Annotated in this window: 23 protein-coding genes and 1 tRNA gene; 15 read left to right on the top strand and 9 right to left on the bottom strand. The window is 59.9% G+C overall.

Translation table 11 applies throughout. The features are described 5' to 3' along the window. Positions 1-246: 246 nt before the first annotated feature. The 5 genes from L6762_RS01510 (at position 247) to L6762_RS01490 (ending at position 2,599) form a co-directional block, all read left to right on the top strand. Positions 247-753 (top strand): amino-acid N-acetyltransferase, encoded by a 507-nt coding sequence (locus tag L6762_RS01510; RefSeq protein WP_237185228.1) that lies wholly within the window; start codon positions 247-249, stop codon positions 751-753. Positions 754-842: 89 nt separating this feature from the next. Further along, complete coding sequence (locus L6762_RS01505; RefSeq protein ID WP_237185227.1) at positions 843-1,400, top strand: hypothetical protein; 558 nt, start codon at positions 843-845, stop codon at positions 1,398-1,400. Next, entirely contained in the window at positions 1,385-1,714 is a 330-nt protein-coding gene (locus L6762_RS01500) for a hypothetical protein (RefSeq protein ID WP_237185226.1), read from the top strand. The genes L6762_RS01505 and L6762_RS01500 overlap by 16 nt, the downstream gene beginning before the upstream one ends. 25 nt (positions 1,715-1,739) lie before the next feature. Beyond that, on the top strand, positions 1,740-2,306 hold the full coding sequence (locus L6762_RS01495; protein ID WP_237185225.1) for a hypothetical protein: 567 nt from the start codon (positions 1,740-1,742) through the stop codon (positions 2,304-2,306). Continuing rightward, entirely contained in the window at positions 2,300-2,599 is a 300-nt protein-coding gene (locus tag L6762_RS01490) for a hypothetical protein (RefSeq protein WP_185174009.1), read from the top strand. The genes L6762_RS01495 and L6762_RS01490 overlap by 7 nt, the downstream gene beginning before the upstream one ends. Here the strand turns inward: L6762_RS01490 and L6762_RS01485 are convergent. Next, positions 2,596-3,561: an A/G-specific adenine glycosylase gene (locus L6762_RS01485; protein WP_237185224.1), complete on the bottom strand. Its 966-nt coding sequence runs from the start codon at positions 3,559-3,561 to the stop codon at positions 2,596-2,598. The two genes, L6762_RS01490 and L6762_RS01485, sit on opposite strands and share 4 nt — an antisense overlap. An 86-nt stretch (positions 3,562-3,647) precedes the next feature. Between L6762_RS01485 and L6762_RS01480 the strand changes: the two genes are divergently transcribed. The 3 genes from L6762_RS01480 to radA all read left to right on the top strand — a co-directional run bounded on the left by L6762_RS01480 (position 3,648) and on the right by radA (position 7,061). After that, a complete protein-coding gene (locus L6762_RS01480; RefSeq protein WP_237185223.1) occupies positions 3,648-4,430 on the top strand; it encodes a hypothetical protein in 783 nt (260 codons plus the stop codon). Positions 4,431-4,525: 95 nt separating this feature from the next. Next, on the top strand, positions 4,526-5,593 hold the full coding sequence (gene disA, locus L6762_RS01475) for a DNA integrity scanning diadenylate cyclase DisA (protein WP_237185222.1): 1,068 nt from the start codon (positions 4,526-4,528) through the stop codon (positions 5,591-5,593). Between the two features lie 64 nt (positions 5,594-5,657). Next, positions 5,658-7,061 (top strand): DNA repair protein RadA, encoded by a 1,404-nt coding sequence (gene radA / locus L6762_RS01470; protein WP_135011580.1) that lies wholly within the window; start codon positions 5,658-5,660, stop codon positions 7,059-7,061. Here radA and L6762_RS11930 read toward each other — a convergent pair. After that, a complete protein-coding gene (locus L6762_RS11930; RefSeq protein WP_272878673.1) occupies positions 7,058-8,539 on the bottom strand; it encodes an FUSC family protein in 1,482 nt (493 codons plus the stop codon). The genes radA and L6762_RS11930 overlap by 4 nt on opposite strands. 217 nt (positions 8,540-8,756) lie before the next feature. Between L6762_RS11930 and L6762_RS01460 the strand changes: the two genes are divergently transcribed. The 4 genes from L6762_RS01460 (at position 8,757) to pstB (ending at position 12,855) form a co-directional block, all read left to right on the top strand. Beyond that, positions 8,757-9,866 carry a phosphate ABC transporter substrate-binding protein PstS gene (locus tag L6762_RS01460; RefSeq protein WP_237185221.1) on the top strand — a complete coding sequence of 370 codons (1,110 nt, stop codon included), beginning with the start codon at positions 8,757-8,759 and terminating at the stop codon, positions 9,864-9,866. Between the two features lie 83 nt (positions 9,867-9,949). Beyond that, positions 9,950-10,918 (top strand): phosphate ABC transporter permease subunit PstC, encoded by a 969-nt coding sequence (gene pstC / locus L6762_RS01455; RefSeq protein WP_237185220.1) that lies wholly within the window; start codon positions 9,950-9,952, stop codon positions 10,916-10,918. Then, positions 10,918-12,015 (top strand): phosphate ABC transporter permease PstA, encoded by a 1,098-nt coding sequence (pstA, locus tag L6762_RS01450; RefSeq protein ID WP_237185219.1) that lies wholly within the window; start codon positions 10,918-10,920, stop codon positions 12,013-12,015. Before pstC ends, pstA begins: the two co-directional genes overlap by 1 nt. Before the next feature lie 60 nt (positions 12,016-12,075). Continuing rightward, the gene (gene pstB, locus L6762_RS01445) at positions 12,076-12,855 is read left to right on the top strand and encodes a phosphate ABC transporter ATP-binding protein PstB (protein WP_135011575.1); all 780 of its coding nucleotides are present in this window, start codon (positions 12,076-12,078) and stop codon (positions 12,853-12,855) included. A 223-nt stretch (positions 12,856-13,078) separates the two neighbouring features. Here the strand turns inward: pstB and L6762_RS01440 are convergent, their stop codons facing one another. The 4 genes from L6762_RS01440 to L6762_RS01425 all read right to left on the bottom strand — a co-directional run bounded on the left by L6762_RS01440 (position 13,079) and on the right by L6762_RS01425 (position 17,265). After that, positions 13,079-14,563, bottom strand: coding sequence for a polysaccharide pyruvyl transferase family protein (locus L6762_RS01440; protein WP_237185218.1), 1,485 nt, complete (start codon positions 14,561-14,563; stop codon positions 13,079-13,081). Positions 14,564-14,565: 2 nt separating this feature from the next. Then, complete coding sequence (locus L6762_RS01435; RefSeq protein WP_237185217.1) at positions 14,566-15,543, bottom strand: glycosyltransferase family 2 protein; 978 nt, start codon at positions 15,541-15,543, stop codon at positions 14,566-14,568. 94 nt (positions 15,544-15,637) lie between these two features. Next, positions 15,638-16,648 carry an inorganic phosphate transporter gene (locus L6762_RS01430; protein ID WP_237185216.1) on the bottom strand — a complete coding sequence of 337 codons (1,011 nt, stop codon included), beginning with the start codon at positions 16,646-16,648 and terminating at the stop codon, positions 15,638-15,640. After that, positions 16,648-17,265, bottom strand: a complete 618-nt coding sequence (locus L6762_RS01425; RefSeq protein ID WP_237185215.1) for a DUF47 domain-containing protein — start codon at positions 17,263-17,265, stop codon at positions 16,648-16,650. The genes L6762_RS01430 and L6762_RS01425 overlap by 1 nt, the downstream gene beginning before the upstream one ends. A gap of 496 nt (positions 17,266-17,761) precedes the next feature. On the opposite strand from L6762_RS01425, the gene L6762_RS01420 reads away from it, so the two are divergent. Further along, complete coding sequence (locus L6762_RS01420; RefSeq protein WP_237185214.1) at positions 17,762-21,658, top strand: S8 family serine peptidase; 3,897 nt, start codon at positions 17,762-17,764, stop codon at positions 21,656-21,658. A 119-nt stretch (positions 21,659-21,777) separates the two neighbouring features. On the opposite strand, the gene L6762_RS01415 is transcribed toward L6762_RS01420, so the two are convergent. After that, a complete protein-coding gene (locus L6762_RS01415) occupies positions 21,778-22,488 on the bottom strand; it encodes a hypothetical protein (RefSeq protein ID WP_237185213.1) in 711 nt (236 codons plus the stop codon). Between the two features lie 39 nt (positions 22,489-22,527). Next, positions 22,528-23,154 carry an ABC transporter permease gene (locus L6762_RS01410; RefSeq protein WP_272878676.1) on the bottom strand — a complete coding sequence of 209 codons (627 nt, stop codon included), beginning with the start codon at positions 23,152-23,154 and terminating at the stop codon, positions 22,528-22,530. A gap of 232 nt (positions 23,155-23,386) precedes the next feature. Here L6762_RS01410 and L6762_RS01405 point away from each other — a divergent pair. After that, a tRNA-Lys gene (locus tag L6762_RS01405) sits at positions 23,387-23,459 on the top strand. A gap of 398 nt (positions 23,460-23,857) precedes the next feature. After that, on the top strand, positions 23,858-24,769 hold the full coding sequence (locus L6762_RS01400; RefSeq protein ID WP_237185212.1) for a 3-hydroxyacyl-CoA dehydrogenase: 912 nt from the start codon (positions 23,858-23,860) through the stop codon (positions 24,767-24,769). A 94-nt stretch (positions 24,770-24,863) separates the two neighbouring features. On the opposite strand, the gene L6762_RS01395 is transcribed toward L6762_RS01400, so the two are convergent. Beyond that, positions 24,864-25,706, bottom strand: coding sequence for a sulfurtransferase (locus L6762_RS01395; protein WP_237185211.1), 843 nt, complete (start codon positions 25,704-25,706; stop codon positions 24,864-24,866). Positions 25,707-25,846 lie beyond the last annotated feature (140 nt).

Here is a 25,846-nt window from a genome sequence, read left to right as displayed (position 1 = left end):
CTTTAAGGCTTGCGTTCAAGGCTGGCTTGCCATACTTAAGTCATACGGTTCGACAGAGCCCCTGAAGCGATAAAGCCCCGGTGTGTGGGGTAACTTTAGGACAAGAAGACTCTTGTGTGTATGTGTGTGTAATGATGTAAATCAGCTCCCGCGCCGTTTGGTGGTCGGGGGCTGATTTATTGTTTAAGCGGCTTCGCGTCTCACGGGGCTTTGGCTCCCGGGCGGGCAGGGCAGTAGCCTTGAGGAATGACAGATGTGACCGTCCGCCCCGCCACCGTGCGCGATGTACCCGCTATCCAAGCCCTGGTGCGACCGCTGGCACTTGAGGGGATCCTGCTTGATAAAGAAGCTGTGGCCTACTATGAGGCTATCCAGGAGTTCCTTATTGTTGAGGATGCCGCCGGGCAGGTTCTCGGCTGCGGGGCCCTGCACGTGATGTGGCAGAATATCGCTGAAATTAGGACGCTGGCGGCAGCTCCTGCTGCGCGCGGTCGGGGAGTGGGGCACGCCCTGGTGGCCGCTCTGGTGGAGCGGGCTAGGCAGCTTGGCGTAGCCAGTGTTTTTTGCCTGACCTTTGAGGTGGATTTCTTCAAGCGCCAGGGGTTTAGGGTGATGGAGAATCAGGATCAGATTGACCCTGAGACTTTTATGGAACTGCTGCGGTCGCACGATGAGGGTGTGGCTGAGTTTCTTGACCTTGCCCGGGTAAAGCCCAATACGCTGGGAAATACTCGAATGATTTTGGAAATCTAGGGAAGATGCTGGAGATTTTTCCTCTACAGGTCTAGAATATGCCCAGCTTTTGAGGTAATCTAGTTCACAACTTCTGAAAGGTGTGAACCATGAATCGTCAGGATTTGCAAGGAACATACCGTCAGAAAAAGCGACCCGGCATCGTTGCCGGCGCCGCACTCGGCTTGAGTCTCTTGCTCGCCGTTGCTGCCTCGTTTTTCCTGGCGGGAGCTTCAACTTTAGGGCGCTCACCGAGCAGTGAGCCTATTGGACACATTACGGTGACCCGCAAGGCAGCAGTACCCGGCTATTCCGACGCCCAGTGCTGGCAGGCCTTCACGCGCGTGGCCGAAACGAATATTCTGGGCAAGGAGCTTCTGGCCCATAAATTCTCCGTTATCTGGTGCGCGAAGGACGGCGGCATCGTCTACCAGCAGGACGCCACCACGGTTGACTACGAGGGCCCTAACATGCGCTCAGACCCGCCTGCTAACCCTGATTATTCACTGGCCTATGAGCTGGATTCCCCCGAGTCATACCGCACGGTTATTAGCCGTATGGTGAATAACAGTAGCGGCCTGCCGAGCTACGGTTTCGAACGGTGCGTGGCCTTTACCCTCGACGCTGAGGGTACAGCGGAAGGAGAGCTCTCATGCGTCCCCAACTAGACCTAGAGCAGGTACCCGGCACGGTTCTGGCTGAGAACGGTCGCCCGGTCTTTTTGCAGACAGTACCCGGCCTCTTTGCGACCTGGGTTTATCCTCTGGCCCTGCTCCTGCTTTTGCTCGTAAATCAGCCCCTAGCCCTGTGGCTGGTGCTAGCCGCTGGCGTTTATGCCCACGGGGTGCGCTACCCCAGGGTCTATGAGGTCTTTTACCCGGTCTACTTCTATCTTTCGGTGGTGCTTGTGGCCCTCCTGCCCGTGGTGCACCTGGTGCTCACTTTAGCGACCGGGGTGAGCGTGACGGACGCGCGCCCCTAGCCCCGGAGAGAAATCGAGGAGAACGGTGAAAACGAGGCATCACACCATCCTGCTGGGGCGGGTATGTACCGCCGTGCTGGTTATTCTGCCCCTCTTGCTGGGCTGGCTTGTTTCTAGCCAGCAAATGAAGAACTGGGACCACATGCAGAATAATGACGGTGCGCTACTTGTATCGGTGAGTCCCTGGAGCGTCAGCAATCTGGTGACGGGGTCAACCCGCGATAAGATCACCGAAAAAGAAGCCGCTCTCTATGCAGACCATCAGTGCTGGCAGGCGAGCACACCGGTAACAGAAGAAAACCTGCTGGGTTCTGACCTGACCACCACGGTTTTCTCCCTGGGGTGGTGCACCGACGGCTCTGCCATCACCTACCTGAGCAATCTCACCTACACCTCATCCAGCTTCTCCCTGCTTGGCGATAACTCGGTCTACGACAGGGAGCCTGAGATATGGGAAGAAAAGGGGCCTGCAGCCCGGGTATTGGTGGTGCGGGAGTTCAACCGCACCAGCCTCAACAGCTATGGCTACACCCGTTGCGTGAACTTTTCCATTGACAGCGAGGGCACCGCAGAAGCGAGACTGACATGCTAAAGAGAACAGACACCCACTACGACACCACCGGCCGTCAGGTCTACCTCAACTACCGACCGGGCTTCTTCGCCCAGCCCTGGTACCCGGTGCTGGTCTTTGTGCTCCTTGCCCCCTCTGCTCAACTCTTGTCCCTTATTCTGCTCATCGCAGGCACATACGCAAACGGGGTGCGCTACCCCCGCCAGCACGGGGTCTTCAAGCGAGGCTACTTCCTCTTCTCCTTCATCGCCGGAGTGGTTATTCCCTTCGCAGCGATTTTCTGGGGCAGCGCAACGACCGTGAGCTTCGGTTAAAGGCTGACCCTGCCGCCCTCAACCTGCCGGGCGAGGCCGTCCGCCAGGAGCCCCGAGAAGCAACGCTCAACCTGCTCCGGCGGGGGAGTGAGCGCCCGCAGCTTCGCAACAGCAGGAACAAGGCCCTCGGGGACAACAATATCTGCCCGCCCCACACTGGTCAGTAGCTGGGCCGGCACCGGCTCCTGGGCGGCGCGCAGTACGCCCATCATGGCACCCCGCAACTGGCGGTCGGTACCGGCCCAGGCCTGACCCTTAGGCACATAGTCGGCCTCGGGGCGTCCTGCCGCAACCCAGGCGCAGGAATCCACCACCGGGCAGCGCTCGCAGCTCGGGGCTTTAGCGGTGCAGATGAGAGCCCCTAGCTCCATGACCGATACATTCCACAGACAGGACGCCGCCAGATCGGCGGGCATGAGCTCGTCAGCTAAACGGGTTTCGGCTGCTGTGAGTGCCTTAGACGGCAGCGCCTTGCCCGAGATAAGGCGGGCATGGACCCGGCGAATATTGGTATCAATCACCGTGGCCCGCGCCCCAAAGGCAAACACAGATATAGCCGCAGCGGTATATGAACCTACACCGGGTAAAGCCAGCAGCTCCTCGTAGCTGCCGGGTACTTGGCCACCGTGCTTCTGAACGATAGCCTGGGCCGCAGCATGCAGCCGCAGGGCTCGGCGGGGGTAGCCCAGGCGTCCCCAGGCACGCACAGCTTCACCGGAATCCTCAGCCGCCAAATCAGCGGGAGTAGGCCAGCGCTCCAACCAGGTTTCCCACACCGGTAAGACCCGCTTGACCGGAGTCTGTTGCAGCATAAACTCGCTGACCATCACCTCCCAGGGTGTATTACTCCCGGTACGCCAGGGTAAATCGCGGCGGTGCTCCAGGTACCACCCGTTAATCTCGGTGTGCAGGTTTTCAAGTTCCTGGGGAGTGAGCTGGCTCAGCGGCAAAGTAAAAGACACTCCAACACTCTAAAACACCTGTAACCAGGAGGACGAACACAGCCCAAAAGTTCCGCAGGTGGCATAGAAAAAGGTACTCTAGATGTATGTCTGAAAACGTTGATTCACAGGTGGAAGAAGTCTCACCCGAGGTCTACCGCCGCCGCCGCATTGTTGCCGTCCTCATCCTGGTCCTTGTCCTGCTCCTCATTATCGGCCTCATCAGCTGGTTAGCAGGCCGCGGTAATAGCTCCGATAACGCAACCGCAACCGCAAGCACCTCAACCAGCGCCGAAGCCTTCAGCGACTTTAGCCAGCGCGCCACCGAATCAGCGACCCCCTCAGAAAGCGCTGAGCCTAGCGACTCCGCAAGCGCCAGCGAATCAGCGTCAGCCGACGCAAGTGAATCAGCCACCGCCAGCGAGAGCGCCTCAGCAACCGCGTCCGCTGAGCCTAGCGAATCAGCTGAACCCACTGCGTCCGCCTCACCCACCGAGGCTGTTGTGGCAGCCTGCACCGCAGCCGACCTGCAGGTAAGCCTGACCGCCGACCGCAACAGCTACGCAGCAGGCCAGAACCCCGCCCTGGCTGTCACCTACACCAACACCTCGGGTAACCCCTGCATCGTGACCGGCGGCGTTAACAACGTAGACGTTAACATCACCTCCGGCCCCGCCCAGGTCTACAACTACGCCCAGTGCTACGCCAACCCCGTAGCCGACGCCGAAGTTGCCGCCGGTGCCACCAACACCACCGCCCTGACCTGGAACCGCTCCCTCAACGTCCTGGGCTGCAACACCGCAGCAACCATCCAGCCCGGCTACTACTGGGCAACCGCAACCGTCAACGGCGTGACCTCACAGCCCGTCCGTATCATCGTCACCGGCTAAGACCCCTAGCCCCACAGACCGCTACCGCCCCGGCCCGCCCTGCGCGTGCCGGGGCGGTGCCGTTTCTAGCCCCTCTGTGCACTAAAATTGGTGGAGTGCTAACGGTTTATAGTGAATCTCTGCTGAAAACAATCGCCCAAATCGCCCCCGGTACCGAACTCCGCGAGGGGCTAGAACGTATCTTGCGCGGCCGCACCGGTGCGCTGATCGTACTGGGCAGCGATAAGACCGTAGCGCAGATGTCGTCGGGCGGGTTTGCTATCAACACCGAATTCTCTGCCACGCGCGTGCGGGAGCTCGCCAAGATGGACGGCGCGATTGTTTGCGACAAGGACGCTTCCACCCTGCTGGCAGCCGGGGTGCAGCTGCTGCCCGACCCGTCCATCGACACCAATGAGTCGGGTACCCGCCACCGCACCGCAGAACGCGTGGCAAAACAAACCGGCTTCCCCGTCATTGCGGTGAGTGCCTCGATGTCCCTGATTTCGGTCTATACTGAGGGGATTCGTTACACGGTCGAAGATACCCAGTCGCTCATGAGCCGCGCCAACCAGGCTATCCGCACCCTCGATAGCTACACCGAACGCCTTGAACAGGTGCTCTACCAGCTGTCCTCCCTCGAAATTGAAGCTAACGTAACCCTGCGCGATGTAGCCAGCACCCTACAGCGCATGGAGATGGTTCGCAGAATTACCGTCGAGGCGGGCCACTACGTGGTGGAGCTGGGCAACGTGGGCCGCCTGGTTGCTCTGCAGCTTGAAGAACTGACCACCCACGACCTGCCCGCTACCTGGGTCGTCTTGCGAGATTACCTGCCCGCAGACACCAGCCCCGAAGAGCTTCAGGCCGCTGTAGATGCCCTGGCCCAGCTCGACGATAAGGAAATCGTTGACCCCCTGACCATCGCCCGCACCGCAGGGTTGGGTGAGGAACTGGACGCCCCGCTCCACCCCCACGGGCACCGCCTATTAGCCGGTATCAAGTCCATGCCCGGGGCGGTCGCTGACCGCCTGGTCGACCGCTTTGACGGCCTACAGTCGCTCATGGCCGCCAGCCTCGATGACCTGCGGGCTGTTGAGGGTATCGGTGAACAGCGTGCCCGCGTGATTCGAGAATCCCTCTCCCGCATGGCCGAAAGCTCGCTCTTAGAGAGATTTATGTAGGCTTTAGCTGCTGGCGGTAGCTGGCCGTGCTTAAAGTGTCAGCCACCAGCCTTATGCTGTTGATATGGCTACCCGTAAAACAACCCGATCACGCTCCGCTAACGCCTACCGCTGCACCGAATGCGGCTGGACCACCGCTAAATGGGTGGGGCGTTGCGGCGAATGCCAGTCCTGGGGCACCGTAGAAGAAGCCGTCGGACCGGTCGCCGCGAAAACCACCGTGGCATCGAGTGTGCAGACCCCCGCCCAGCCCATTGGGCGGGTTGATTCTACCGTGGCTCAGTACATGAGCACCTGCAACCCGGAGTTCGACCGTGTCTTAGGCGGTGGTCTGGTGCCGGGGGCAGTAATTCTTATGGCCGGTGAACCCGGCGTCGGTAAATCCACCCTGCTGCTCGACGTGGCCGCTACCTTTGCTCGCGGGGAGTCAACGGGAAAGCCCCACAACGTCCTGTATGTGACCGGCGAAGAATCAGCCGCCCAGGTCAAGCTCCGCGCCGACCGCATTGGCGCCCTGGCCGATACCCTCTACCTGACCAGCGAAACCGATCTCGGCACCGCCCTGGCCCATATCGAGCAGGTCAACCCCGACCTACTGATTGTGGACTCGGTGCAGACCCTGGCCTCATCCGAGGTCGAGGGGAGCGCTGGCGGCGTCACCCAGGTGCGAGAGGTGGCCGCCTCGCTGATTGCTGCCGCTAAACGCCGCAATATGTGCACCCTGTTAGTGGGCCATGTGACAAAGGAGGGCACTATCGCTGGCCCCCGCCTGCTGGAGCACCTGGTTGATGTTGTCTGCCAGTTCGAGGGCGATAAGCACACCCCTATTCGTATGCTGCGGGCTATCAAGAACCGCTTTGGCCCCACTGACGAAGTGGGCTGTTTCGATATGCACGAGGACGGCATCGCCCCCGTCACCGACCCCTCGGGCCTCTTTGTCTCCCGCACCCCGCACCCGGTATCGGGCACCTGCGTCACCGTCACCATGGAAGGCCGCCGCCCCCTGCTCGCCGAGGTTCAGGCTCTGCTCGACACCAGTGCCACCCCGCAGCCCCGAAGAACCACCAGCGGCCTCGACAGCTCCCGTATATCTATGCTGCTGGCTGTGCTCCAGAAGCGGGCCGGGTTCAACGTGGGCAAGCTAGACTGCTATATCTCAACGGTGGGCGGAGCTAAGATTTCTGAGCCGTCCGCCGACCTGGCCTGCGTCATCGCCCTGGCCTCCGCCGCCCAAGATAAGCCTCTGCCCCGCAAACTGGCGGTCTTTGGCGAAGTCGGTCTAGCGGGCGAGGTACGAGCTGTTCCCGGCATCCGCCAGCGTATCGCCGAGGTCGGGCGACTGGGCTTTACCCACGTGATTGTGCCTGCCTCACCGGCCGGTGTGGGTGATGTACCCGCCGGGGTGTCGGTACGCGAGGTCGCCTCACTGGGGGAGGCTCTGGCCCTGCTCTTCCCCGGCCAGGGCTAGTCGCCCTTCTCCTTCTTGAGGTTCTGCTCGATTACGGTCAGCTGGGCTGTGTTCAGGGCCTGCTGCTTCTCAACCCTAGCGGCGCTGTCGAGCATCTGGGAGGACGCGTCCGCCCCGGTTCCCGCAGGCGGTACGGCAGGCATACTGCGGGGGTCGCGTACCGAGGCTTCGCGAATCTCCCGAATGGGGGCGTGGTCTTTTGCGCGAAGAACCGTGGTGAGCTGACGGGTATCGTCCCGGTGCTTCTGCTCCACCCGCTGCCGGCGGGAACCCTGCTGACCACCGGCGTCCGCATCAGCCTGCACCGGGAGCATCGTAGTGGTGGGGGCGTGCTCCGTCATGGAATCACCCAGGGGCACCAGCATATCGACCGCCTGCTGGTGGGTCAGGCCCGAAGCCTCCAAAAGGTCGACCACCAGGGGGCGGAGCATCAGCACCAGGGCCTCAGCCTCCATGGTGCGCACACCCATCATGTGCGGCTCCAGGCGACCAGCCAGATGTGAGAGATCACGGCGGGCCTTCATCTTCCGCTCGGTACGGACGTCCGCATCGGGGGCAGACATACCCTCACCCAGCGCCTCCACCGCGTCACCAATACTCTTGAGCGCCTCAGCGATAGAGGTGATAGCCTCTTGCGAAATATGCACGTTATTGATGGTTGAAGCGAGTCGGCGGTTAAGCACCCGGGTGTTGCGGATAGCGTAGTCAATCTTGCTCAGGGCCTGGGAATAGCGGTCGAGCTCCTTCATATGAGACCGGCCAGTCCAGGCCAGCTGGGCCATGCCCTTTGAAGTAATAATGTCCTTCTCACAGGTGTTATAGAGAGGCTGTAGACGACGGGCGGACGCCAGGGCATGCCAGGCCTCCTTGCCGTCGTAGTGCTCCATCGCCTCACCGGCGTCGCGGAAGACCGCAGCAAAAGCTCTCATCATCTTTTTAGCGTTCTCACGCGGAGTACGACGGGGATCCTTGGGGAAAAGGAACATGAGCAAGAAGGCACACAGCCCACCCACAATGCCATCTAGACTACGAGCAAAGGGGCCATCAACATTTGGAGGAAGCAGCACCACCAGGCAGGACTGCAAGCCCATCTGAATGGTGAAGAGAATACCGTTATCCAAAAAACGGGCCAGCATAATCGACAGGAACATGACCAGGCCCGCCTGCCAGATACCCCGACCCAGGGCGAGCATCATCATATCGCCCATCAAAATACCCAGGGTCACACCAAACGACACCTCAAGGATGCGGCGGGCGTGGGTAGCGCCGGTGATATAACCCAGAGAAACAATGGCAGCGGTTGCCGCAAAAATCGGTTCGGTATGCCCCAGCACCTTCTCCGCAAAAAGATAGGCCCCGATACCCGAGACCACAATCTGAAGAGACTGGAAAAAGCCGTCCTTCATACGCTGCCAGCCCAGGCGACTATGATCCCGAGCTCGCTTCTTTAAACTTTTAACCTGCTGACCAAAACCCATACCCACTATTCTAAACCCGCGGCCTCAACCCGACTGCCGGCGTCCGTAACCCTAACTGTGCGCCCCCTGTTCACCCACCGTTCACCCACTGCTAGCCCACCTGCTACCTAACGCTCCTAAAGTCAGATGCGTTAGACACCGTTCCCTTCCTACTCACCGTCTCACACAGTTCTCACACGAGACAGGGTAGGGCACACAAACTCAAAGGAAATCACCTGTGAAGGCTAAGTCACTTGCTCGTTGGGGCTCACTTGCAGCTGTAGGCGCACTCGCATTCACCGCTTGCGGTTCAGACAACGCAACCGGCACCGCCACCTCCTCAGACGCAGGCTCCAGCGCAGCTTCCCTGCCCTCCACCCCCCTGACCGGCGTCGGTGCCTCATCCCAGCAGGCAGCAATCACCGCTTGGGAAACCGGTTTCGCTAACCTGGGCGGCACCGTACAGTACTCACCGGACGGCTCCGGTGCAGGCCGCGAGGCCCTGCTCGCTGGTGGCGCTAAGTTCGCCGGCTCAGACCGTGCTCTCAAGGCCACCGAATGGGAAGATTCAAAGGCTGTCTGCGGTGACGTCGGCGCCATCAACATCCCCGTCTACATCTCTCCCGTAGCCGTAGCCTTCAACCTGCCGGGCATCTCATCCCTGAACCTGGACGGCGAAACCATTGCCAAGATCTTCAAGGGCGAAATCACCACCTGGAACGATGCCGCTATCGCCTCACAGAACGAAGGCGTTACCCTGCCCGACACCAAGATTACCGTTGTCCACCGCTCGGATGACTCCGGCACCACCCAGAACTTCACCGAGTACCTGGCTGCCGCCTCTAACGGCGCCTGGGACGTAGAAGCAGACGGCAACTGGCCCTCCCAGTACGCTGGTGAATCCAACAAGGGCACCTCCGGCGTTGTCTCCACCACCTCATCCACCGAGGGTGCTATCACCTACGCGGACGCCTCAGCCATCGGCGACCTGGGCAAGGTCAACGTCAAGGTTGGCGACTCCTACGTTGAACTGTCAGCAGAAGCCGCTGCCAAGACCGTAGAACTTTCTGAGCGCGTAGGTGGCCAGAACGAAAACGACATGGCGATCGAGATCAACCGCACCCCCGAGGACTCCACCGCCTACCCCGTTGTGCTGGTCTCCTACCACATCGTCTGCTCCGGCTACTCCTCAGAAGACGACGTCACCCTGGTCAAGGCCTACGAGAACTACGTAGTCTCCGAGCAGGGCCAGAAGGACGCCGCTGACGCAGCCCACTCAGCCCCCCTGACCAGCGCACTGACCGCTGACGCCCAGAAGGCTATCGAATCCATCACCGTTACCCAGTAACACCGCGTTCATCAAGGTGCGGCCAGGTCTCCCACCCGGCCGCACCTTGAACCGCGTCAAAACGACAAAGGTTTCACATTCCCATGTCAACCACAGCAGCACCGCAGCCGGGCACCAGCAGCGCCCGCGCGAAAACCAAGGACCTGCCTCAGGTCGGCAACCCGGCAGCAGATAAGATTTTTTCGGGTATCTCCCTCGGCGCCGGCGTCCTCATTCTCGTAGTTCTGGCAGCTGTCGCTATCTTCCTGGTCGCCCAGGCTATGCCGGTTTTCACCGCAGATTCAGCAGACCTCACCAGCGGCAGTTTCATCCAGTACATTATCCCGCTGACTATCGGCACCCTGATTGCCTCGACCATCGCCCTGCTTCTGGCAACCCCCATCGGCATCGGCGTAGCCCTCTTTATCTCCCACTACGCCCCCCGCAAGCTGGCTAAGGGCATCGGCTACGTCATCGACCTGCTGGCCGCGATCCCCTCCGTCATCTTCGGCGCCTGGGGCGCCTCAGTACTGGCACCCAAGATTGTGCCCTTCTACGACTGGCTCGCCACTTACCTGGGCTTTATCCCTATCTTCGAAGGCCCCGCCTCACAAACCGGTAAAACCATTCTGACTGCGGGCATCGTGCTGGGCATTATGATTCTGCCGATTATCACATCCATGTGCCGCGAAATCTTCATCCAGACCCCTACCCTGCAGGAAGAGGCAGCTCTGGGTCTGGGCGCAACCCGCTGGGAAATGATTCGCATGACCGTCTTCCCCTTCGCCCGCACCGGTATCATCTCTTCCGTTATGCTGGCCCTGGGGCGCGCCCTCGGCGAAACCATGGCAGTGACCCTGGTGCTGGCGTCCGGCCCGCTCACCGCCTCCCTCATCAAGTCCGGTAACCAGACCTTCGCCTCAGAAATTGCCCTCAACTTCCCCGAAGCCTACGGCCTGCGCATGTCTGAGCTGATTGCAGCCGGCCTGGTGCTCTTCGTCATCACCCTCATCGTCAACATCCTGGCCCGCATGATCGTGGCCCGCTACAAGGACTTCTCAGGAGCTAACTAATGTCTGTAGCTACCACCTCATCCCGCTTCGCCAGCCGCCAGGCCCCCAAATGGCTCCCCCTGGCCGTCGGCGCAGGCTCCCTGATTCTGGGCGCCGCCGCGAGTGCCCTCACCGGCTTCTCCATCGCAACCTTCGCCCTCTTTGCAGGCATCATCTTCGTGATTGCCGGCCCCCTGGCCGTCACCTCCTTCGAGGGCAAGCGCAAGGGCCAGGACGCCTTCGCCCGCTACCTGGTCTACGGCACCTTCCTGGTGGCCCTCATCCCCCTGGTCTCGGTGCTCTACACCGTACTCGCCAAGGGTATCCCCGGCCTGTCAGGTAACTTCCTGAGCACCTCTATGAAGGGTGTCACCGGCGTACACGATAACGCCGCTGCTGCAGGCGAAGGCCCCGTGTTTGGCGGTATCTATCACGCCATCATCGGTACCCTCGAAATTACCCTGCTGGCCACCGTCATCTCGGTACCCATCGGCCTGCTCACCGCTATCTACCTGGTGGAATACGGCCAGGGCAAGTGGCTCTCCAAAGCCATCACCTTCTTCGTGGACGTCATGACCGGCATCCCCTCCATCGTGGCGGGCCTCTTCGCGGCCTCCTTCTTCGCCCTGGTATCAGGTAACCCCATGAACCGTATGGGCCTGGTGGCTGCGGTCGCCCTGTCCGTCCTCATGATCCCCACCGTGGTGCGTAACGCCGAAGAAATGCTGCGTATCGTGCCCAACGAACTGCGCGAGGCCTCCTACGCCCTGGGCGTCCGTAAGTGGCGCACCATCATGAAGGTCGTTATCCCCACCGCTATCTCGGGCATCGCATCGGGCGTGACCCTGGCTATCGCCCGCGTCATCGGCGAAACCGCCCCCATTCTGGTGACCGCAGGTTTCGTCACCTCCATCAACTGGAGCGCCTTCAGCGGCTGGATGGCGACCCTGCCCACCTACATCTACTACCAGATCATGACGCCCACCAGCCCCACCGCCGCCTCTGTCTCCGAGACCCGCGCCTGGGCTGCCGCGCTCATCCTCATCATTATCGTGATGGTGCTGAACCTTATTGCCCGTACTATCGCCAAGATCTTCGCCCCCAAGACCGGCCGATAAGACCCACGAAAAGCCTATGAGCTTTACCCGGCCCCAAGACTTTTAGAAAAAGGAAACTCCATGTCAAAGCGCATCGACGTTGAAAACCTGAACGTGTACTACGGCGACTTCCTCGCGGTAGAAGACATCTCCATGGAAATTGAACCCCGCACCGTCACCGCCTTCATTGGTCCCTCAGGTTGCGGCAAGTCAACCTTCCTGCGCACCCTCAACCGCATGCACGAGGTAATCCCCGGCGCCCGTGTTGAAGGTAAAGTGCTGCTCGACGGCGAAAACCTCTACGGCAAGGGCGTTGACCCCGTGGTCGTCCGCTCCCAAATCGGTATGGTCTTCCAGCGCCCCAACCCCTTCCCCACCATGTCCATCCGCGAGAACGTGCTAGCGGGTGTGAAGCTCAACAACCGCAAGATCTCCAAGACCGACGCAGATGAGCTGGTCGAATCCTCCTTGCGCGGCGCTAATCTCTGGAATGAGGTCAAGGACCGCCTCGACAAGCCCGGTTCTGGCCTCTCCGGTGGCCAGCAGCAGCGTCTGTGCATCGCCCGTTCCATCGCGGTCAAGCCCGATGTGATCCTCATGGACGAGCCCTGCTCCGCTCTCGACCCCATCTCAACCCTGGCCGTTGAAGACCTCATCAACGAACTCAAGGAAAACTTCACCGTTGTCATCGTGACCCACAATATGCAGCAGGCAGCCCGCGTCTCAGACAAGACCGCCTTCTTCAACATTGCGGGCACCGGCAAACCCGGCAAGCTCATCGAGTACGCCCCCACCCAGGAAATCTTCAACAACCCCAGCCAGAAGGCCACCGAAGACTACGTCTCAGGTCGCTTCGGCTAAGCCTAGCCCCTCGCGCTAGCGGCCCGCCCTTGGTGGCGGGTATAACAAAACTTCCCTCACTCGTAGCTGTGTGGATGAGGGAACACCATGGGAATGTGTGTGCCGCCCGGCCCCTAACTCCTTTCGCTGCTGGAAAGGACGGGGTCGGGCGGCTTTAATTGCGGTATTTTTAGCGCCGTCGGGTCACCGGTAGCCAGGTGAAGAACGAGCTGTTCAGCCGTGGTTACTCGCCGCGCATCTTGCGGCGCATCCAGCCGCGCAGGGTAGCGTTTTCTTCGGCTTCGATGAGGGAGTCAGCCAGCTCGGCGTTACGACGCTCTAGCTCATCGGCACGAGCCTGGGCCCGGTCGCGCTGGAGTAGACGCTGGTAGTCCCATGAGAGGGCCCGGTCGGTTTCTGCGCTGGCACGGGCAGCAGCCAGTGAAATATCTGCGATATCGTCGCGCACTAGCAGATTGGTTATGTTCCACTCGCCGGTAAAGATGGTGGGGGTGTTGCCCAGCTCGCGGACGGCCGGGGCAGCCTGCCCTGCCCCGTGCAGGAGGACGTGGGAGGCGGCGTCCCACCAGCTGGCGGAGAAACCGCGCAGCTGCTCGGCTCGCGCCAGCAGGGTTTCAGAGAGTTCATTGCGCAGCTGAATGACCTCGTGCAGGGCTTCAGCCGGGGCATCAGAATTGAGCAGAGCCAGGGGAATGGCGTAGTTTTCAGCCCCGTACTGCTCCATCATGCCGCGTACCCGCATATCGGTGAAGGCATCGGGCAGTAGCGCCACGAAGGGAACACCCGCTGAGAGGGAGAAGACGCCGGGGTGGTAGCGGGTAGATACCGCGATGAAGGCACCGCGGTGAACCTGTACGGCGTCGTCCGTGTGCACCATGGGCAGCTGCACAGGGTTGGAGAACATGTGCGAGGCAATCTCAGCGTGCACCGCCACATCTCCCTGATCGGTGAGGGGCTCACCCATATGGGGTAGGAAGACGGTGCGTAGACCGTATTCGCGGTGCATATCGTCAAGCAGCTGCCCGATAACCCGAGCCTGCCCCGGGGCGAGACCTGAGAAAGTAGCGCAAATGTAGTGTTCGGGCAGATCAACGACCGGACGGCCCGGTAGGGAGCGCTTCTGATGCTGGTAGAAGGTGGCGTCATCCACAATCAGGTGGGCTTGAACGCCCTGCTGGGTAGCCCAGGTATAGGAGGATTTTTCCCGCATACCCACAAGCTGGGCAGAAGAAAGCATGTCACGCAGGGTATCGGCATCGGCCTCTGTAAGTACCGGCCCCACCGACTGGCCAGAAATCACCAGGGGAATCTCATGCTGACGGGCGATGAGTGCATAGGCTGCCCGCTCGTACAGGAGCCAACCGTAGGTTGAGTTCATATTACCGCCACCGGCGATCACGATGCCGTCCATATCGGCAACCTGGCGCACAAAATCAGCTATTTCAGGGCGGGCACTGTCACCGGCGAGGTAGGCCTTGAGGTCGCCCAAAAAAATTTCGCGCTCTGCAGGCGGCCAGGGGAATTCGAGGGTTTTAATGTAGCCAGTAGCGGAACCAATGTAGGCCTGGGAATGCTCAACAGAGCGGGTAGCGATATAGACTTCGTAGCCGCGGCGGGTGAGCTCAGCGGCGGTTGCGATGCCCATAGCTTCGTCGCCAACGTGGTACACAGACTGCCCTAGGTCTGCGAGCACAAGAATGCGAGGCATGATTAGCGGTTTCCTTTCACAAAGCGTGTGAGGCGAGACTTGAGAGACAACGCCCGCTCGATGCGTTCGAGCCGCTCTGAGGTGGTGCGAGTGGTTTCTTCTATACGGTCTAGTTTGACACTAATCGTCCTCAGCTCGTCAAGAACACGGTGGGTGAGGTCGATGTTATGCCCCACGCTGCCATCAACCTGGTTTGCGAGATGAGCCTGGTAGAGGTAGGAACCGAGGTGGCCGTTGTTTGCTAAATCATCACGAATAGCTTGCGCCCGCACACGCCCGTCGTAGATTCCGTGCAGAACTTTGCCCGCATGAACGCTATTAGCGAGTGCACCTTCTGTCTGGTCAGGGCGTTGCGACCAGTGAGCAAGCAGCTCGTCGATAAACAGAATGGGGTATCGGGCCGCGACGCGTAGATTGAATTCCCAGTCGCCTACCACGGGTAGGTTCTCATTATAGAAACCAAGTTCATCGTGGAGGGACCGGCGGTGCAGGATTGAGATAGGAACTGCGCGGTTGATACGGGTCAAATCTTGAACTGTGATGTCCTTAAGAATTGCCCAGAAAGGGCGTGAGTCGATGAACTCGAATGTTCCGTTGTCGGTAATGCGTTCAAAGTATTCGTCAGTGCGTACCGTTACCATGTTTTCCCCGGTTTCTTCGAGGCGGTGAACGGTTGTTTCGAGGAAGGTGGGTTCCCATAGGTCATCGTCATCATGGATGGCGATATAAGTGGACTGTGTAGCTTGAATGCCTTGGTTTGAGGCGGCCTCCATGCCTCGTGACTCTTCATTGTGAATAGTCAGCAGCTCTTTGATACGGGGTTCTTGGGCTATGACGCGCTCTACGGTTTGTTGGTTGCCACCGTCATTCACTACCGCAACAACATAATCGGTAAATGTTTGTTCCGCGATGTTAGCTAGGGCTCGCTGGAGGAAGATGGAGCGGTCTTTTGTGCGAACAATGATTGAAACTGTAGGCATGCTGCTCTTTCACGTGGACGGTGCGTAGTCTTAGTCCCCAATATATCGAAGAGGTGGCTTTCTTGCCGAGAGCGCGCCGGAGCAGGTAGGAGCGCTACAGCAGGGGGGAGAGTGCCAGGAAGAGAATAGCGGCGAGCAGAAAACAGGCTGGCATGGTGATAAACCAGGTGAGGATGATGCGGAGCACGATTTTGTGGCGTACCGCGGCGAAGCGCTGGTTGACTCCTGAGCCGAGGACGGCGGAGGCCGCTAGGTGGGAGGACGAGACCGGGGTGTTGAGGAAGAACTGGAGAAATACCAAGGCCAGGGCTGTTGAGCTTTGGGCTACTGCCCCGCGGAAGGGGTCAACTTTAACCATTTGGTGGGCGAAGGTGTAGCCGATGCGAGAGCTGCCCCGGGCGGTGCCGAAGCCCAGCACCATAGCAAGGAAGAGGGCGGAGATGATGTAGGTGGTGGGGTGAACTTCGAGTCCGGCGGAGAGCAACAAGACGGCGTAGATGACGACAGCGCGTTGGCCGGTTTGAATTCCGTGAATCAGGGAGATCAGCGAGTTGGCGAGGGACAGCACGCTGCGGGAGAAGCGGTTGACGGTGGAGGGGTAGGAGCGTTGGAGCAGACCGTAGAAGGGGAAAACTGCCGCCCAGGCCAGAACGAAGAGGACGATGGGGGCCAGCACGAGGGGTACGAAGAGGAAGGTGGCAAGGGGCTCAGAGAAGGGGCTGAAACTGCCTAGATCGGTTGAGCGTGCGGCCCAGGCAGCGCCCGCAAGCCCCCCGATGAGGGCGTGGGTAGATGAGGACGGGATGCGGAACCACCAGGTGATAATGCCCCAGGCTACCGCTGAGATGAGGGCGGTGAGTACCAGCCCCAGACCAGTGTTGTTGTGGGGGACGGTCAGCCAGTGGGTGGTGACTGAGCCTAGCATGATGCCGGTCATGGCCATGCCGACGGCGTTGAAGAGGGCGCTGGTTCGTAGGGCGATTTTGGGGGTGAGGGCCCTGGTTTTCACGGGTATGGCGGTGGCGTTGGGGGCGTCTCGAAAGCCGGTGACGAAGGTAAAGGCAATCAGTGCTAGGCAGCCGAGGGTGAAGAGGGCGAGCGTCACTAGGATTCCTGCACGATAATGCGGCCGATTTCGGTGGCAACGGTACGCATAGCTTCGGATGCTTCGATGAGCTTACGCACGAACTGGGTGGTTTGCAGGTAGCGGGTCTGCTTGTAGCGGTCCTGAATGTCGGCGTCGTATTCTTCAGCTATGCGTACGGCCTGCTTGGCGATGCGGAGCATAGTAATCCAGTAGTCGTCCAGGTCGCGTAGGGTGCTGAGTTTGGGGATGATTTCGGTGGTGAGTACAGCCTGGCGCTGGATGAGGTCGAGCAGGGTCGCTGCCTTGGGGGAGAACCGCACGATGTGGTAGAGGTGCAGAATGTTGGCGGCTGAGGTCAGCTTCTCAACGACATTGTTGAGTGAGACAGCCAGGGTGTAGATGTCTTCGCGGGGAATAGGGGTTGAGAAGGAGCTGCGCACAGCGGTCATGGTGGTGTGCAGCATGTCGAGGGTTGCGGCCTCGTGGGTGAGGGTGCGTTCCAGAAGTTCCGGGTAGCGGTCTTCGGGGGAGCCCACCATTTCTGAGAGCAGGGCAGCTGCTCCGGTGACCTGTTCTGAGAGCGCGGCGAGGGCGGTCAGCGAGGTGTTTTCTTGGGGGAACATGCGTTGGAGCATGGGCCAGCTCTCCTGGGTGTGGGCGGGTGGGCAGGTGCTGAGCTTATGGTACCGCGCCAAGGTTAACGGGGTGGCGCTCGCCTGTAATGCGGGCGGACGCAAAAGCCGGGCTGCCTGCCTCGTGGAAAGGGAGGCGGAGCCCGGCAACTGCGGTATGAAGTTTAGCGATGTCAGGCTGGGAGCGCCTCTCGGCGGAAGGCCGCTCGAAGCGGCTAAAGATTTGGAGCCCGGGGCTACCTATTAGCAGCCTGACATCTTGGTATCCATCATTCTCCTGTTGGAGTGGGATGTCAACCCTGGGTATGAAAATGGTTTCCTTGAAGAGACTTTGAGTTGACATGGATGGATATCTCATATTGTGACAAGTTATATAAAAATTTCGAGCAAAATCCGGGTTGGGTATTGACCAGCAGTTGTGATGTGAGTCATGGTTGAAGCACTCGTAAATTTAGCGGTATACACCACAACGGATCACTTGGATAAAGGAAATCCTTCCATGACGAAAAAATACACACCCAAGAAGGTAGCCCGCAGCGGTGCGGCCTCCCTGCTTGGCCTCGGTATGGTTCTCTCTATGGGCCTGCCTGCGGCTAACTCTCTGACCGATGCTGACCTGTTCCAAAGTGCTACTCAGACCATGAACGAACAGGTGCTCACTCCTTCCATGAAAGCGGCTGAGGGTACCGTTAGCGTATTTGTCCAGTTCAAGGGCAAAGGTGCCTATGAGAGCACCCAGCCCGCCGCCGTCCTGCAAGGTAAGCAGGCTCCTGTCGATGCCCAGGCAGAAGTTCAGGCCATTGCTGCGGCCGTTGAGCGTCAGGGGCGAGCAGTGGCTGCTGAAACTGGCGCAAGCGTCCTCTATACCGCTCATAATTCCGTCCGCGGTGTAGCAATTCGCGGTGACGCTGAGAAGATTCGTGAACTGGCTTCTCGCAGCGATGTTGTCATGATTTCCCCCATCGTGTCGAAGACTCCGTCCAATACCGGCACCGTCATTGATACCCAAGCCATCACCAGCTGGCAGCAGACCGGCTACACCGGTAAGGGCGTCAAGATCGCTATTATTGACACCGGTGTTGACTACACCCACACCCAGTTCGGTGGCCCAGGTACCGCTGAAGCCTACGAAAAGGCTTCCAAGATGACCGATATGCCGGCCGCTGACTCTGGCCTATACGACCCCGAAAAGTACCTCGGTGGCTATGACCTTGCCGGCGACAACTACGACTCAGCTAGCGACGCTGCTGATGCCTTGCCTCAGCCTGATAATAACCCGCTTGACTGCCGCTTTGCAGGGCACGGTACCCACGTTGCAGGTACCGCAGCGGGCTACGCCGTCAACGCTGACGGCAGCACCTTCAAGGGCGATTACACCAAGATCACCGAAGAAGAGATGAAGGGCATGAAGATCGGTGCTGGTTCAGCTCCGGGCGCCCAGATCGTTGACTTCCGTGTCTTTGGCTGTGAAGGGTCCACCGACCTCACTGGCCAGGCCCTCGACCGCGCTCTAGACCCCAACAACGACGGTAAGTATGACGACCGCGTTGATGTAGTTAACATGTCCCTGGGCTCTGACTACGGTGCTACCGACGACCCCGAAAACGTCATTGTTGACGCCCTGACCCGCCAGGGTGTCCTCTCTGTCGCTGCAGCTGGCAACTCCCGTGCGGCTAACGGCAACGGCGATACCTACTCTATTTCCGGTAACCCGGCTAATGCCCGCTCAGCTCTGGCTGTTGCTAACTCCATCGGTTCTACCGCCGCTATCGACAAGGCTAAGGCTCATTCCCCTGCAGGTCTTGCCGGTGACCTCAGCGGTGACTACTCTGTCAGCTTCGATTACTCAGCTGCTACCCCTGAGCAGCTGATTGGTGAGGTCGTCAAGAGCACCCCCGAGAACCCCTTCGGTTGTGAGGCCTACCCCGAGGGCACTGACTTCGGCGGCAAATGGGTTTTCATTGACTGGACCGATAACTTTGAAACCTTCCCCTGTGGCTCGGCTGTCCGCTTCAACAACATTGAAAAGGCAGGCGGTAAGGGCGTAATCCTTGCCTCCAACCTGAATTACGAGACGGTTGGTATCGCAGGTAACTCAACCATCCCTGGCATCCGCCTGGTTGCTCAGGATGCTGAAAAGGTTCGTGCCGCTCTCGACGCCGGTGAAGAAGTCAAGATTGAGCTGAAGAACGAATGGATTTCCTCCGTTCTGGTTGAGCACGGCCTCTTTGACCAGGTCAATACTTCAACCGGCCGTGGTGTTCACGGCACCGTCGGTTACACCAAGCCGGACGTCGCCGCTCCCGGTACCGGCATCGGTTCAGCTGCTGTTGCAGGCGGCTCCGAAAAGGCTGTCATGTCAGGTACTTCCATGGCATCTCCCCACGTTGCAGGTGTTGCAGCCCTGGTGTATGAGGCCAACCAGAGCTACTCAGCTCCTCAGGTCAAGGCTGCCATCATGAACTCAGCTGTTCATGACCTGACGACTGAAGACGGCGCCGTCCACTCCGTAGAGCGTGTTGGTTCTGGCCGTGTTGACGCCCTGAAGGCCGTCAACCAGAAGGTTCTAACCTACAGTGCTGACCACCCCGACCAGGTCTCTGAAAGCTTCGGCGTGGTTGAAGTCCTGCCGAATGCCGGCGTCCAGACCTTCACCCGCAAGCTCACCGTCGATAACTCAGACAACAAGGCTCACACCTACGAGGTCTCATTCGCTGCTTCCTCAGACATTCCCGGTGTTGAGGTATCAGCTCCTAAGACCGTGACCGTTGAAGCTGGTGGTAAGACCACCTTCGTTGTTACCGTCACCGTTGATCCCTCCAAGCTGGAAAAGAAGCTAGAAGCAGCCAGCTCCGCCCAGCAGCTGGGCCACGACCGCCAGTTCCTGAGCATCGAGTCTGGTCGCCTGTTGCTGACTGAAAACGGCAACGAGATGCGTCTGCCCCTGCAGATTGCACCCAAGCCGGTATCAGATATGAAGGCTGCCGCAAGCACCATCGAGTTCGGAGAGTACAGCCTTAAGAGCACCATCGACCTTGAGGGCACTCCTGTTGATCAGGGCGGTTACAAGTCCCTGGTTGGCGCCTTCGAGCTCGGTGCTGTTTCTGACCGCAAGAAGACCTCTACTCTGGGTGCTGTCACCAGCCAGCGCGTTGACCTTCAGTACGTCGGTGCTTCTACTAACGTTCCTGCCTTGAAGGCAGCTGGCGGAGATATTGCCAAGGACGGCATGATGAGCATTGGTGTCTCCACCTGGTCCAACTGGGAGAATTTCACTAACCCCACCAACATTGAAGTTGCCTTCGACGTTGATGGCAATAACCGCCCAGATTACTACGTTTACACTAACCGCATCGCTGGCCTGGATTATCCTGTTGCAACCCTGGTTGGCTACGTCAACGGTAAGCTAACAGCCCTGGACCACCAGCCCATCAACGGAGCTTTCGGCAGTGTTGACACCAACACCTTCGACAGCAACGTCCTCACCCTGCCTGTTCAGCTGTCCAAGATGGGTATTACTGCTAATAACGCAGGCAACCTGCGCTACATGGTAGATACCTACTCCTGGTACGAGAACGGTCACACTGACTCAACTGACTGGGTTTCCTTCAACCCCCACAGCCCCAACCTGTGGTTCGAAGGCACTGAGTCTGACGCAAACGGTCTGTTCGTTGATGCTCCCGAGGCTGACATTACGGTTAACCGTGGCAACGTCAACGTTCAGGACGCTCAGGCCCTGCTTCTGCACATGCATAACGGCACCGGTGACCTGAGCGGCGTTAAGGCTGGTGAAGACGGCGGCAAGGCCGAAATCGTATCACTGGGTCAGGAAGAAAAGATTCAGAACCCCCGCTTCCACGACGTCACCCCTGATGACCAGTTCTACAAGGAAATCGCTTGGCTGGCTGAACGCGGCATCACCACCGGTTACCCCGATGGTACCTTCAAGCCCCTGGCTAACGTAGAGCGTGGCGCTATGGCTGCATTCTTCTACCGCCTGGCTGGTAGCCCCCAGTTCACTGCTCCGAGCGAGTCCCCCTTCAAGGACGTAGCTACTGACCACCAGTTCTACAAGGAAATTGCCTGGATGCACGCTTCCGGTATCAGCACCGGTTGGGCAGACGGCACCTACCGCCCCCACGATTCCGTCAATCGTGACGCCATGGCAGCATTCTTCTACCGTTATGCAGGGGAGCCTGAATACGAGGCACCCCAGGACGGTCAGTTCTCTGACGTTGCTCCCGGTACCCAGTTCTACAAGGAAATTTCTTGGCTGGCTGAGTCCGGTGTAACCACCGGCTGGGCTGACGGTACTTTCCGTCCCGTTACCCCCATCGCCCGTGATGCAATGGCTGCCTTCCTCTACCGTTTCGATCAGAATGTTTCTCCCCGCTAAAATCGGTGGTGAAAGGTTCAATCGGGTCCTGTAGCTAGGTTTCTAGCAAGACCTGTTGAAACAAAACCCGGCCCCTCTTCCAGATGGAAGAGGGGCCGGGTTTTTGATGCTGTGTCTCATTAGTCGAGTGTGCCCGCCCGCCAACGCAGGGCGGCTTCCTCCAGTTCCCGGGCGGTACCGGTGAGTCTGCGGGCAGCTGAGCGCAGGCGGACGGCCCTCCCAGCGGCCTCGTCGCGCACCTCGGCTGAGGGGCGGCGGAGTTCGAACCCATCACCGAGGTGCCAGTCCCGGGGCGAGACCCGCTGGCCGTGCCTCAGTTCTAGGGCGACGTCGTCCTGTCCCAGAGCCAGCACCCGGCAGAAAGCCCCAAAGCGGTTGAGAGCCACGTCAAAGTCACCGGTGTAGGCGCCGGCCAAGATGGCATCAACGGTGGCACAGATTTCGTCGGCGGTGGGAGGCGACGGAACCCCCGCCAGAGCTTGCGCCAGGTAGCTGGAGTGCATGCCGCGCTCGTAGTAGTGGCTCATGAGCTGGGAATTAGCACGAATGACGCCGCGCAGGGCATAGATACGCCAGAGAGCTCCGGCAACGGTCACGGGGGCTGCCCGCGACCAGAGTTCAGCTACGGCCTCGATACCGAACTCGTCGGTGTAGTGCACCAGGCGCTTGGTAACGGAGGGGTCTTCGTTGGCGCGTCCGCGGGCTAGCAGGGCACGGGCGGACGCCTGGGCGGCAGCAGCCAGGTCTTCTGGGCTGCCAGCCCCCTGGTAGCGTTCAAACTTTTCGGTGGAGAGGCGGACGGGGCGGTGGAAGCGGGCGTCAGAAGGCATGCCTACCAGTGTAGAACTGCTGAGGTGCTCAGCGGAAGGCTATGCGCTGAGAGGTAAAACTCGGGTGCGGGTGATGATGCTAGTGAGGAGCAGGGCTGCGATGGTTCCTGCCAGGGTTTGGCCTGCCAGGACGGCGATTTGGAGCTGGGCGGCGAGCAGGGGAGAGGCCCCTCCCATGAGGGCGCCGACGAAAGTTCCGGGCAGGGTGACGAGGCCGGTGGCGCGGGTCTGGTCGAGCCCTGGAGTAAGGGCCTCGGTGATGGCGGCTTTGGTGATGTCGCGGAAGGCGACCGGGGCGGTGGCTCCCAGCGCTAGCCAGCCTTCTATTTCGCCTTGTCGGGCGGTGGCGAGGGTTGTGAAGTTGCGCGCGGTAAGGGTTGTGATGGCCATGGTGCCGCCGATGATGATGCCCGCGACGGCTACCAGGTTTTGGGTGGAGTAGGGGACGAGACCCAGGGCGAAGATGAGGGCAACAGCGATGAGGGAGCCGGTCGCAATTGCCAGTGCGGTAGCTACCTGCCCCCGGTGTAGGCGCCTGCTGTGTTTGCCCGAGGTGACGGTTGCTGTGGTGAGCATCAGGGCGATGAAGAGCACCAGGGTCCAGGGCGCTGCCAGAATACCGTGCAGCAGGAGGGCGATGACGGCGAGTTGCAGGCAGGCCCGCAGGATAACGATATAGGGCTACCAGCGGAGCTGAATCTTTTGGGCAGCGAGCAGGGCCGCGGTGAGGCCGACGAAGAGCAGGAGGGCTGCGGCGTAGTGGGTGAGGGGGCTGTTCAGTAGGGCGGTCACACAGCTATTAGAGCACGGTGGCGGCGCGGACGCCCGTTGAGGCCGGGTTTTTGGAGCTTTGCGTCACGGGGTGTATAGTGGAAGGCGCTGAGTTTACTCAGTGGATGCGCCTTTAGCTCAGTTGGTAGAGCATCGGACTTTTAATCCGTGGGTCGTGGGTTCGAGCCCCACAGGGCGCACATCGTATAGCCCCGTTGGTTCCCTATGTTTACAAGGAACTGGCGGGGTTTTATTTTTCCTGAAGCCATAGTTTGGGGTTATAGGAAGAAAAGTGTGTCCCATGGTTCCTAGTATTACACTGAAGAGTGAAAACCCCGGAACGATCCCTGCTCTTTGCACATCGCCGGGGTTACTGTTTTATCAAAGTAACCAGCATGCGCAGTTAATCCTTGTTCAGGTTTCTGGAGGCATCCAAGGCGAAAACTTTTAATCCGTGGGCCGTGGGATCGGTGGCAATCTGTGTTCGATGGTGCCCGACACACTTCTTAATATTTTCCCTGTAAAGTTTCCCTTCCGGGGTAAGCGGGCGTAGTATTTATTACATCAATGAAACGCAACTTCGAAGGAGAAGATGACCATGTCACGCGAATTCAAGACCGTAGCTGTTCTGGGGACCGGCGTCCTGGGGTCTCAAATCATTATGCAGGCAGCCTGGCACGGCAAGAAGGTATTTGCCTACGACGCCTTCCCCGAAGCCCTCGAAAAACTGACCGACCGCTGGGCCTGGATCCGTCAGGGCTACGAACAGGATCTTCCCGACTACACCCCCGAAAAGTTCGACGAAGCCATCGCCCGCATCGTCCCCACCAGTGACCTCAAAGAAGCGGTCGGCGACGTTGATATCGTCATCGAGGCTGTACCTGAAAACCTCGACCTCAAGCGCGAAACCTGGGCTAAGGTAGGGGAACTGGCTGATGAGCGCACCCTGCTTGCCACCAACACCTCGTCCCTGCTGCCCTCTGACTTTGCAGATGCCAGCGGCCACACCGACCGCTTCCTGGCTATCCACTACGCCAACCGCGTCTGGATCCGCAACACCGCAGAGATTATGGGCACCGCCAAGACCGACGAAGAGAACATCAAGGACGCCATCCGCTACGCCGAAGAAACCGGCATGGTTCCCGTCTACGTCCGCAAGGAACAGCCCGGCTACCTGCTGAACTCCCTGCTCATTCCCTGGCTCGATGCCGGTGCCAAGCTCTACGTCAATGGCGTAGGCACCCCCGAGGAAATCGATAAGGCATGGACCATCGCCACCGGTACCAAGTCCGGTCCCTTCGCCGCCTACGACACTGTGGGCTTCAATGTCGCCTCCCATATTGCCTCAGCGAGTGACGACGAGACCGTGCGCGAGTTCGGTGCCAAGCTCAAGGAAGCTCTCGACGCTGGCTTCAGTGGCGTTGCCGACCGCAAGGGCTTCTACCTCTACGACGAGGACGGCAACATCACCGGCGCCAACGACTACTGGACTGAAAACTTCGGTCAGTAAGCTCAAACTCCTCTCCTCTGCACAAGCTGCCCGGGAGATCCTGACACAGGATCTCCCGGGCAGCTTTCAGTGTTGGATTCAGTTGACCATGCGGTTAGCGTTCAACGGGGCGCAGACCGGCAGGGTCCTCTGCGCCCCATTCAGCCCAGGAGCCGTCGTAGACAGCCAGCTCGGTATAGCCCGATACATAGGCTGCGAGGGCGTCAATGCAGGCGGTCACGCCGGAGCCGCAGGAGAAAATCAGGGTTTCAGCATCCCCTGCTACCGCATCCACGGCTACCTTGACTTCTTCGGGGGCGCGGAAGCGCCCCTGCTCATCAAGCAGGGAAGTGAAGGGCAGGTTGACGGAGCCGGGAATATGGCCAGCCCGCAGACCTGGGCGGGGCTCGGGTGCGGTGCCGGCAAAACGTTCGGCGCTGCGGGCGTCAATGACGGCGGCATCCTCCCGCTCTGCAAAGGCCTTGGTAGTGAGCGCGTCAACGAAGAGGCCGCGGTCTTCTGCCACGAATGAACCGGGAGTGAAAGGCCCCTCATTGAGGGGGAGCTGGTTGAAACCTGCTGCCTCCCAGGCGGGCAGGCCACCGTCGAGCACGGCGACGTTATCGTGCCCCATAGCCACAAACATGAACCAGCCGCGGGCGGCTGAGAACATGCCCTGGCGGTCGTAGACCACGATGGCGGCGTCCTTGCTGATGCCGAGAGCACGGACCTTAGCTTCAAAGTCCTCGGCGCTCAGCATGGTGTGCACGCCCTCGGGGGCGCTGAACTCACCGTCGATATCAAAGCGGCGGGCACCGGGTATGCCGGTGCTAGCGCCGGCGAGCTCGCCGACGGAGGCGTCCAGGATGACCAGGTTCGGGGCGGCAATATTGGCTGCCAGCCACTGGGCTCCCACGATGGGGAAGCGCAGGTCAATGGTGGAAGTTTCGGGCATCATCAGCCTTTCACGGAGGATTGTTACCCTCCCATGCTACTGACTCGGCCGCTACCCGCGAAAGGCTGCGCCCCGGCGTCCTGCCGTATCGAAGGCAAGGACGCCGGGGCGCAACTAGCCGGGCAACCGGAGCTTGGGGTTGG

The organism is Rothia nasimurium (assembly GCF_928381705.1).
Taxonomy (GTDB): domain Bacteria; phylum Actinomycetota; class Actinomycetes; order Actinomycetales; family Micrococcaceae; genus Rothia; species Rothia nasimurium_G.
This window is presented reverse-complemented; position numbering and strand designations above follow the sequence as displayed.

Excerpts from the sequence above, each read along its gene's own strand:
- L6762_RS01510 (WP_237185228.1), top strand. The coding sequence starts at position 247 with ATGACAGATGTGACCGTCCGCCCCGCCACCGTGCGCGATGTACCCGCT.
- L6762_RS01505 (WP_237185227.1), top strand. The coding sequence starts at position 843 with ATGAATCGTCAGGATTTGCAAGGAACATACCGTCAGAAAAAGCGACCC.
- L6762_RS01500 (WP_237185226.1), top strand. The coding sequence starts at position 1,385 with ATGCGTCCCCAACTAGACCTAGAGCAGGTACCCGGCACGGTTCTGGCT.
- L6762_RS01490 (WP_185174009.1), top strand. The coding sequence starts at position 2,300 with ATGCTAAAGAGAACAGACACCCACTACGACACCACCGGCCGTCAGGTC.
- L6762_RS01480 (WP_237185223.1), top strand. The coding sequence starts at position 3,648 with ATGTCTGAAAACGTTGATTCACAGGTGGAAGAAGTCTCACCCGAGGTC.
- radA (WP_135011580.1), top strand. The coding sequence starts at position 5,658 with ATGGCTACCCGTAAAACAACCCGATCACGCTCCGCTAACGCCTACCGC.
- L6762_RS11930 (WP_272878673.1), bottom strand. The coding sequence starts at position 8,539 with ATGGGTTTTGGTCAGCAGGTTAAAAGTTTAAAGAAGCGAGCTCGGGAT.
- pstC (WP_237185220.1), top strand. The coding sequence starts at position 9,950 with ATGTCAACCACAGCAGCACCGCAGCCGGGCACCAGCAGCGCCCGCGCG.
- pstA (WP_237185219.1), top strand. The coding sequence starts at position 10,918 with ATGTCTGTAGCTACCACCTCATCCCGCTTCGCCAGCCGCCAGGCCCCC.
- pstB (WP_135011575.1), top strand. The coding sequence starts at position 12,076 with ATGTCAAAGCGCATCGACGTTGAAAACCTGAACGTGTACTACGGCGAC.
- L6762_RS01440 (WP_237185218.1), bottom strand. The coding sequence starts at position 14,563 with ATGCCTCGCATTCTTGTGCTCGCAGACCTAGGGCAGTCTGTGTACCAC.
- L6762_RS01435 (WP_237185217.1), bottom strand. The coding sequence starts at position 15,543 with ATGCCTACAGTTTCAATCATTGTTCGCACAAAAGACCGCTCCATCTTC.
- L6762_RS01425 (WP_237185215.1), bottom strand. The coding sequence starts at position 17,265 with ATGCTCCAACGCATGTTCCCCCAAGAAAACACCTCGCTGACCGCCCTC.
- L6762_RS01420 (WP_237185214.1), top strand. The coding sequence starts at position 17,762 with ATGACGAAAAAATACACACCCAAGAAGGTAGCCCGCAGCGGTGCGGCC.
- L6762_RS01415 (WP_237185213.1), bottom strand. The coding sequence starts at position 22,488 with ATGCCTTCTGACGCCCGCTTCCACCGCCCCGTCCGCCTCTCCACCGAA.
- L6762_RS01400 (WP_237185212.1), top strand. The coding sequence starts at position 23,858 with ATGTCACGCGAATTCAAGACCGTAGCTGTTCTGGGGACCGGCGTCCTG.
- L6762_RS01395 (WP_237185211.1), bottom strand. The coding sequence starts at position 25,706 with ATGATGCCCGAAACTTCCACCATTGACCTGCGCTTCCCCATCGTGGGA.